Raw genomic sequence first — 9,101 nt, 5'->3', positions numbered from 1 at the left:
GGGGCGGGGGGGGCGAACGCCCCCGCCGGCAGCTGGCTGCGCACCGGAGTCGACCGGGAGTTGCCGTTCGGGTAGGAGGAAGGCAAAAAGAAACGGCGGAGTCGGTTTCATATTGACAGGCCATCGGTCCTGTTCCTAGATTTCCAGGGTCAAGTCTTGGCGCTGTCCGGCCTCTCGGGCGTCTGACGACTCATGACTCGCGTACGGACAGGGGTGGTGGCGGCATGGAGATCGACGTACTCGGCGTACTGCGGGTCACGGAGAACGGCGTCTCGGTGACGCCGACGGCTCCCAAGCCGCGCCAGGTCCTGGCCGTGCTGGCCCTGCATGCCGACCAGGTCGTCCCGGTGGCGACGCTGACCGAGGAGCTCTGGGGCGACTGCCCGCCGCGCAGCGCCCGGACCACCCTGCAGACCTACATCCTCCAGTTGCGCGACCTCATCTCCTCGGCACTGGACCCGGCGGCTGCCGCAGCGGGCCGCACCGCCAAGCACATCCTGGTCACCTCGCCCGGCGGCTACCGGCTCAACACCTACGGCGGCACCATCGACGTCCGCGAGTTCGAACGGCTGGCCGGCCTGGGTTACCGCGCCATGGACGCCGGGGACTTCTCCGGCGCGGCCCGGCAACTGCGCGAGGCTCTCGCCCTGTGGGGCAGCTCCGCCCTCGCCGACGTGCAGACCGGTCCGCAGCTGGAGATGGAGTGCAGGCGCCTGGAGGAGATCCGGCTGTGCGCGCTCGACCAGCGCATCGAGGCCGACCTGCGCCTCGGCCGGCACCGGGAGCTGCTGGGCGAACTGACCATGCTGGTCAGCCGGTACCGCACCCACGAGAACCTGCACAGCCAGCTGATGCTGGCGCTGTACCGTTCGGGCCGCCGCAGCGAGGCCCTGGAGGTCTACCAGCGGCTGCGCCAGGCCCTGGTCCGCGAGCTCAGCCTGGAGCCGTCCGCCGCGCTGCGCCGGATGCAGCGCTCCATCCTCATGGCGGGGCCAGAGGCCGCGTCGGCGGGAGCGGACGACCGGCTCACCCGCGTGGGCTGACCGCGCCGCCGCAGGGGCGGGCCTCCGGGCGCTCAGAGAACGAGACGAATCGTGGACCCGGAGCCCGGGTCGGAACCGATGGAGCCGACGCATGCGCCCTGAAAGCCGGTCAGCCGTCACGTCCGGGTCCGCCGGGACGATCCCCGAGCAGTTCGAACGGCAGGTCGCCGCGGCTCCTGACGCGGTCGCGGTGGAGTTCGGCGCACAGTCGCTGGCCTACCGTCAGCTCGACTCCCGGGCCAACCGGCTGGCGCGGGTGCTGGCAGACCGCGGTGTCGGCCCCGAGTCCGTGGTCGCGGTGGCGCTGCCGCGCTCCTTCGACCTGGTGGTCGCGGTGCTGGCGGTGGTGAAGGCGGGCGGGGCGTACCTGCCGGTGGACTCCGCCTACCCGGCCGAGCGGGTCTCCTACATGGTGGCCGACTCGGGGGCCGCGCTGGTGCTGGCGGACGCCGCCACGGCCGCGCTGCTGCCCGAGTTCACCGCGCCGCTGCTGCTGGTGGACGACCGGGAGGTCGCCGACGCGGCGGCCGCGTGCGCCGACACCCCCCTCGCCGACCGGGACCGGCTCACCCCGCTGTCGCCGGCGAACACCGCGTACGTCATCTACACCTCGGGCTCGACCGGGCGGCCCAAGGGCGTGGCGGTCACCCACGTCGGGGTGGCCGGCCTGGTCGCGGCGCAGGCCGAGCGGCTGGAGTTCAGCGCCCGGAGCCGGATGCTGCAGTTCGCCTCGCCGAGCTTCGACGCCTCGGTGTGGGAGCTGTGCACGGCTCTGCTGTCCGGGGCGCGGCTGGTGCTGGCCGCGGCGGACTGGCTGGCCCCCGGCGGCCCGGTGGCCGAGACGGCCGCCGCGCACCGGGTCACCCACCTGCTGCTGCCGCCGGCGGTACTCGCGGCGCTGCCGCCCGGCTCGCTGCCCACCGTCGAGTACCTGGTGGTCGGCGGCGACGCCACGCCGCCGGACCTGGTGGCCGCCTGGTCGGCCGACCAGCGCATGGTCAACGCCTACGGGCCGACGGAGACCACGGTCATCGCCACCATGAGCGCGCCGCTGGCCGCCGACGGCCGGACGCCGCCCATCGGCCGTCCCATCGCCGACACCCGGGTGCACGTGCTGGACGCCCGGCTGCGGCCGGTGCCCGCCGGTGTCCCGGGGGAGCTGTACGTGGCGGGTTCGGCACTGGCGCGCGGCTACCTGGGCCGGCCCGGCCTGACCGCCGAGCGGTTCGTCGCCTGTCCGTTCGGTTCGCCGGGTGAGCGGATGTACCGCACCGGGGACCTGGTCGAGTGGACCGAGGACGGCCAACTGCTGTTCCGGGGACGGGCGGACGACCAGGTGAAGGTCCGCGGCTTCCGGCTGGAGCCGGCCGAGATCGAGGCCGCGCTGACGGCGCACCCGGGGGTCGCCCAGGCGGTGGTGACCGCCCGCGCGGGCCGGGGCGCCGGCGGCGGCAAGCAGGTGGTGGCCTACGTCGTACCGGTCCGGCCCGGCGACGGCGGCGCGGACGGCGCCGACATCGCCGTCGGCTCCGGGTTCGAGGCGGCGGACCTGCGCGCCTTCGTGGCCGAGCGGCTGCCCGAGTTCATGGTGCCGGCGGCGTTCGTACGGCTGGACCGCCTGCCGCTGATGCCCAACGGGAAGCTGGACAAGGCCGCGCTGCCGGAGCCCGAGTTCAGGGCCGCGCCGTACCGGGCGCCCCGCTCGCCGGAGGAAGACGTACTGGCCCGGGTGGTCGCCGAGGTGCTGGGCCTGGAGCGGGTCGGTGTCGACGACGACTTCATCGCCATCGGCGGCGACAGCATCCAGTCCATCCAGGTGTCCTCGCGCGCCCGGGCGCAGGGCGTCCTGGTCGACGCGCGGGAGGTCTTCGAGCGCCGGACGGTGGCCGCGCTTGCCGAGGCCGCCGCCGCGCGCGCCGGCGCCGGTGCGGGGCCGGTGCTGGAGGAGCTGGAGGGCGGCGGCGCCGGCTGGATGCCGCTGTCGCCGGTGGCCCGATGGACCAGCGGCCTGGGGCCGGGCTTCGAGCGGTTCCTGCAGGCGATGGTGGTCGACCTGCCCGCCGGGATCGACCGGGACGGGCTCGCCGCCACCGTCGGCGCGGTGCTGGACCGGCACGATCTGCTGCGCTGCCGGCTGGTGACCGGGGACGGCGGCGGCCTGGTGGTCGGCCCGCCGGGCTCGGTGCCCGCGGACCGCCTGGTCCGGTCGGTCGGCTGCGACGGACGCTGGGACGAACCGTCCTGGCGGGAGCTGCTGCTGGCGGAGCTGGAACTGGCGGCGCGTCGGCTGGACCCGGCTGCCGGGGTGGTGGCGCAGTTCGTCCGGTTCGACCCGGTGGACGGACGAACCGGACGGCTGCTGCTGGTGCTGCACCACCTGGTGGTGGACGGGGTGTCGTGGCGGATCCTGCTCCCCGATTTGGCGGCGGCGTGGCAGCGGGTGCGCGCCGGGCTGCCGCCGGAACTGCCGCCGGTGGGCACGTCGGTGCGGCGGTGGGCGCACGCCCTGGTGCGGGAGGCGTCCCGGCCGGAGCGGGTGGCCGAGCTGGCGCTGTGGCGGTCGGTCGTCGAGGGGCCGGATCCGCTCCTCGGCGCCCGGCGGCTGGACCCCGCCGTCGACGTGGTCTCCACGGTGGCCAAGGTGCGGGTGCAGCTGTCCGCGCGGACCACCGAGACGCTGCTGACGACGCTGCCCGCGGCGTTCCGCGGCGGCGTCAACGACGGCCTGCTGGCCGGCCTCGCCCTGGCGGTGGTCGAGTGGCGCCGGCGCCGTGGCGTCCCGGGGACCTCGACGCTGATCCGGCTGGAGGGGCACGGCCGGGAGCCGGGAGCGGCGCCGGGCGCCGAACTGTCCCGTACGGTCGGCTGGTTCACCAGCGTCTTCCCGGTGCGCCCGGACCTGGCCGGGGTGGACCTGGACGAGGCGTTCGCCGGCGGCCCGGCCGCCGGACGGGCGGTGCGAGCGGTCAAGGAGCACCTGCGGTCGCTCCCCGACGCCGGGATCGGCTACGGGCTGCTGCGGCACCTCAACCCGGAGACCGCGGCGGTCCTGCGCGAGCACGGACTGGGCCAGGTGGGGTTCAACTACCTGGGCCGGTTCTCCGCCACCGCGGACATGCCGGAGGAGCTGCGCGGAATGGGCTTCGCCCAGGCGCCGGAACTGACCGGCCTGGCCGAGCTCGCCGAGCTGGACGCCGCCCAGGACCCGCGCATGCCCGCGCTGTCCGAACTGGACATCAACGCGTCCGTCACCGACACCGCGCAGGGCCCCCGGCTGGCAGCCCTGTTCACCGCCCCCGCCGGGGTGCTGTCCCGGGGTGAGGTGCAGGAGCTGGCGGAGCTGTGGTGTGCGGCGCTCGAAGGCCTGGCCCGGCATGCCGCCGGTCCTGGTGCTGGCGGGCTGACGCCGTCCGACCTGCCGCTGGTGCCGGTGCGTCAGCAGGACATCGACGTCTGGGAGCAGCGCTACCCGGGCCTGGCGGACGTGTGGCCGCTGACCGCGCTGCAGTCGGGGCTGCTGATCCGGTCCCTGCGCAACGACTCCCCTTTCGACGCCTACCAGGTGCAGTACGCGCTGCACCTGTCCGGGCCGGTGGACCCGCGCCGGCTGCGCGCGGCGGCGCAGGCGCTGCTGGACCGGCACCCGGCCCTGCGGGCCGCGTTCCTGCCCGACGCCGCCGGGGACCTGGTGCAGTTGGTCGTCGACGGCGTCCGGCTGCCCTGGCGCGAGGCCGACCTGACCGATCCGGGTGGCGACCCGGGAGAGGCCGGGCGGCAGGCCGCGTTCGAGCGGTTCCTGGCCGAGGACCTGCGCGCCCACTTCGATCCCGCCGCGCCGCCGATGCTGCGGATGGCGCTGGTCACCATGGGGCCGGAGCGCCACGAACTCGTCCTGACCGCCCATCACGCACTGCTCGACGGCTGGTCGCTGCCGCTGCTGATGCGGGACCTGCTGCGGCTGTACGGGGCCGGGGGCGACGGCTCGGCGCTGCCGCGGGCGCGCGGGTACCGGGACTTCCTGGAGTGGCTGTCCCGCCAGGACCGCACCGGGTCGGCGCTGGCCTGGCAGCGGGAGCTCGAAGGCTTCGCCGAGCCGACGGTGCTGGCCCCGGCCGCCTCGCCCGGGAACGCCGGCCCCGGGGTCGGGCACGTCGACGTCCCGCTGCCCGCCGACACGGCCCGTGCGCTGTCACGGCGCGCGGGCGAGCTCGGCGTCACGCTGAACACCGTCGTCCAGGGGTCCTGGGCGGTGCTGCTGGCCCAGCTGACCGGCCGTCAGGACGTGGCCTTCGGCGCCGCCGTATCCGGTCGCCCGCCGGAGCTGGCCGGTGTGGACGACATCGTCGGGATGCTCCTCAACACCGTCCCGGTGCGGGTGGACTGCGCTCCGGCGACCACCGTCGCGGAACTGCTGACCGGCCTTCAGGAACGGCAGGCGGCACTGCTCGACCACCACCACGTCGGCCTGCCGGACATTCACCGGCTGACCGGCCGTGACGTCCTGTTCGACACCTTCCTCGCCTTCGAGTCCTTCCCGGTGGACCGGGCCGCCCTGACCGGCGCGGGCCGGGCCGCCGGGATCGCCTTCACCGGTATCCGCCCCTACACCACCTCCCACTACGCGCTGACGGTGCTGGCGCTGGCCGACTCCGACCGGCTGCGGCTGACCGTGCAGTACCAGCGGGACGCGTTCGACCCCGACGCAGCGGCGGACGTCGCCGTCCGGTTCGGGCGGGTGCTGGCGCAGGTGGCGGCCGACCCCGGCCGACGCGTCGGCGCGGTCGAGCTGCTCGACCGGGCCGAACGGGAACGGCTGCTGGCCCGGTCGGCCGACCGGGCGGAACCCGCGCCGGAGGCGACCGTCCCCGACATGTTCGAGGAGCAGGTCGCGCGGACGCCGGACCGGGCCGCAGTGGTCTGCGGCGACGTGTCGCTGACCTACCGGGAGCTGGACGCGCGGGCGAACCGGCTGGCCCACGAGCTGATCCGGCGCGGGGTCGGCCCCGAGTCGGTGGTGGCCGTGGCGCTGCCGCGCTCGTCCGACCTGGTGGTCGCCCTGCTGGCGGTGCTCAAGGCGGGCGGCTGCTACCTGCCGGTCGACCCCGGGTACCCGAGCCGGCGCCTCGCGTTCGTGCTCGACGACGCCGCGCCGCTGCTGGTGCTCACCACCGGGGCGACCGCGGCCGCGCTCCCCGAGGGCGGTCCGGCCCGGCTGTGCCTGGAGGAGTTCACCGACGGGGACGGCCGGGACGGCGGTCCGCAGGCCGCCGGTCCTTGCGACGCGGAGCGGCTGCGGCCGCTGCGCCCGGACCACGCGGCGTATGTCATCTACACCTCGGGGTCCACCGGGACCCCGAAGGGCGTCGTCCTCACGCACGCCAATGTCACCGGCTGCCTCCCGGCCCTGTTCTCGCGCCTGTGCCTGCCCCCGGGGGCCCGCACCCTGGCGGGCACCTCGGTGGGTTTCGACGTCTCGGTGTTCGAGCTGTTCGGCACGCTGTGCGCGGGCGGCACCGTCGAGGTGGTCCGGGACGTGCTGGTGCTGGGCGAGCGGGGCGGCTGGAGCGGCGGCGTGATCAGCACGGTGCCCTCGGCCTTCGCCGAACTGCTGGACCAGGCGGACGCGAAGGTCGGCGCCGACACGGTGGTGTTCGCCGGCGAGGCCCTGCCCGCGGCGCTGGTGACCCGGGTGCGGGAGGCGATCCCGGGCGTGCGGGTGGTCAACGCCTACGGGCAGAGCGAGACCTTCTACGCCACCGCGTTCGCCCTGCCGGGCGCGGACCCGTGGACGGGCACCGGCGCCGCGCCGATAGGCACGCCGCTGGGGACCGCCCGGGTCCATGTGCTGGGCGCCGGCCTGGGTCCGGTGCCGCCGGGGGTGACCGGCGAGCTGTACGTGGCGGGCCGGAACGTGGGCCGCGGCTACCGCGGCCGCGCCGCGCTGACCGCGGAGCGCTTCGTCGCCTGCCCGTTCGGTCCGCCGGGCGAGCGGATGTACCGCACCGGGGACCTGGCCCGTTGGACCGCCGAAGGCCGGCTGGAGTACGCCGGCCGGGCCGACGAGCAGGTCAAGATCCGCGGGGTACGGGTCGAGCCGGGCGAGGTCGAAGCGGTCCTGGCCGCCCACCCCGGCGTCGGCCGGGCCGTGGTGGCCGCCAGGACGCCCAGGGGCGCGGCGGGCGCCGCCCGGCTGGTGGCCTACGTGGTCCTGGACCGGGGCGGCCCGGTGGACCCCGGGGAACTGCGCGGCTTCGTCGCCGATCGGCTGCCGGGCCACCTGGTGCCGGCGGCGTTCGTCGTCCTGGACCGGCTGCCGCTGCTTCCCAACGGAAAGCTGGACCGGTCGGCGCTGCCCGAGCCGCAGTTCGCCGGCACCGCCTACCGCGCCCCGCGCACCCCCCGCGAAGAGGCGCTGTGCGCCGTGTACGCCGAGGTGCTCGGGCTGCCGCGGGTGGGGATCGACGACGACTTCTTCGCCGCCGGCGGGGACTCGCTGCTGGCCATGCGCGTGGTCAGCCGCGCCCGCAAGGTGCTGGAGACGGATGTCCCGATCGGCCTGGTGTTCGAATGCCGAACCATAGCTGAACTGTCCTCTGCGCTACCGAAAAAGGCCGAGGCCACGTCCCGAAGGCCCCCTGTACGCAAGATGAATCGGAGTGGGTTCTGATGATTCCCCTGTCTTTCGCGCAGCGGCGGCTGTGGTTCATCGACCGGTTCGAGGGCCCGTCGGCGACGTACAACCTGCCGTTCATGCTGCGCCTGCGCGGCGACCTGGACGTCGTGGCCCTGGAGTCGGCGGTGCGGGACGTGGTGGGCCGGCACGAGAGCCTGCGCACCCTGATCGTCGAGAGCGCGGAGGGTGTGCCGGGCCAGCAGGTCGTGCCCATGGCCGAGGTGACGCTGGGCCTGCCGCTGACCGAGGTGGCACCGGAGGCCCTCGACGACGCCGTGGCACAGGCGGCGCAGCATGTCTTCGACCTGTCCGCGGAGATCCCGGTGCGGGCCGAGCTGTTCCGCTCCGGGGCCGAGGAGCACGTCCTGGTGCTGCTGATCCACCACATCGCCGCCGACGGCGAGTCGATGGTGCCGTTGGCGCGTGATCTGGCGGTGGCGTACGGAGCGCGGGTGGGGGGTGGTGCGCCGGGGTGGGTGGAGTTGCCGGTGCAGTACGTGGACTACACGTTGTGGCAGCGGGAGCTGTTGGGGGAGGAGTCGGATCCGGGCAGTGTGTTGTCGGAGCAGGTGGCGTACTGGCGTGGTGAGTTGGCGGGGGTTCCGCAGCCGTTGCAGTTGCCGGTCGATCGTCCGCGTCCGCCGGCGGCCTCGCACCGCGGCGACATGGTGGAGTTCCCGATCGAGCCGGAACTGCTCGCCGGCGTCGAGGACCTGGCCCGTGAACGGGGCCTGACGGTGCCGATGGTGCTGCAGGCCGCGCTGGCGGTGCTGCTGCACCGGCTCGGTGGCGGCGACGACATCCCGTTGGGGGCGTCGATCGCGGGCCGCACCGAGGAGGAGTTCAACGACTTGGTCGGCTTCTTCGTCAACACCTGGGTGCTGCGGGTCGACCTGTCGGGCAATCCGTCGTTCGAGGAGCTGCTCGGCCGGGTGCGGGACAAGGCGGTGGCCGCCTACGACCACCAGGACGCCCCGTTCGAACGGCTGGTGGAGTCCCTCAACCCGGAGCGGTCCACCGCCTACCACCCGCTCTTCCAGACCATGTTCACCTGGCAGAACGACGCCAGGATCGACCTCGACCTGCCCGGGCTGCAGACCCGGCTCGAAGCCCTTCCGACCCCTACGGCCAAGTTCGACCTCGAGTTCAACTTCGCCTCCGACGCCGTCGGCCCCGGCATGCGGTGCAACCTCGAATATGCGACGGATCTGTTCGATCGGGGGACGGTCGAGGGTCTGGCGGCTCGGTTTGTGCGGGTGTTGCGGGTGTTGGTGGGTGCGCCCGGGGTGCGGGTGGCTGTGGTGGAGGTGTTGGAGCCGGTCGAGCGTGAGCTGGTGCTGCGGGGGTTCAACGGGACGGGGGTGTCGGTGCCGGAGGTGTCGGTG

The 9,101-nt window shown here is 74.6% G+C and carries 3 protein-coding genes; all 3 read left to right on the top strand.

The annotated features are described in order from the left end of the window. The first annotated feature begins 224 nt into the window (after positions 1 to 224). Entirely contained in the window at positions 225 to 1,043 is an 819-nt protein-coding gene (locus tag TR46_RS36865) for an AfsR/SARP family transcriptional regulator (protein ID WP_042411330.1), read from the top strand. Positions 1,044 to 1,134: 91 nt separating this feature from the next. Next, positions 1,135 to 7,710, top strand: coding sequence for a non-ribosomal peptide synthetase (locus TR46_RS36860; protein ID WP_052433450.1), 6,576 nt, complete (start codon positions 1,135 to 1,137; stop codon positions 7,708 to 7,710). Continuing rightward, a partial coding sequence (locus TR46_RS36855) for a condensation domain-containing protein (RefSeq protein ID WP_042411327.1) occupies positions 7,710 to 9,101 on the top strand: 1,392 nt, incomplete at its 3' end. The genes TR46_RS36860 and TR46_RS36855, both read left to right, overlap by 1 nt.

The organism is Streptacidiphilus carbonis (assembly GCF_000787775.1).
Classification (GTDB): Bacteria; Actinomycetota; Actinomycetes; order Streptomycetales; family Streptomycetaceae; genus Streptacidiphilus; species Streptacidiphilus carbonis.
The sequence above is the reverse complement of the archived record's forward strand: the minus strand, read 5'-3'. Positions and strand labels throughout refer to the sequence as shown.

Excerpts from the sequence above, each read along its gene's own strand:
- TR46_RS36865 (WP_042411330.1), top strand. The coding sequence starts at position 225 with ATGGAGATCGACGTACTCGGCGTACTGCGGGTCACGGAGAACGGCGTC.
- TR46_RS36860 (WP_052433450.1), top strand. The coding sequence starts at position 1,135 with ATGCGCCCTGAAAGCCGGTCAGCCGTCACGTCCGGGTCCGCCGGGACG.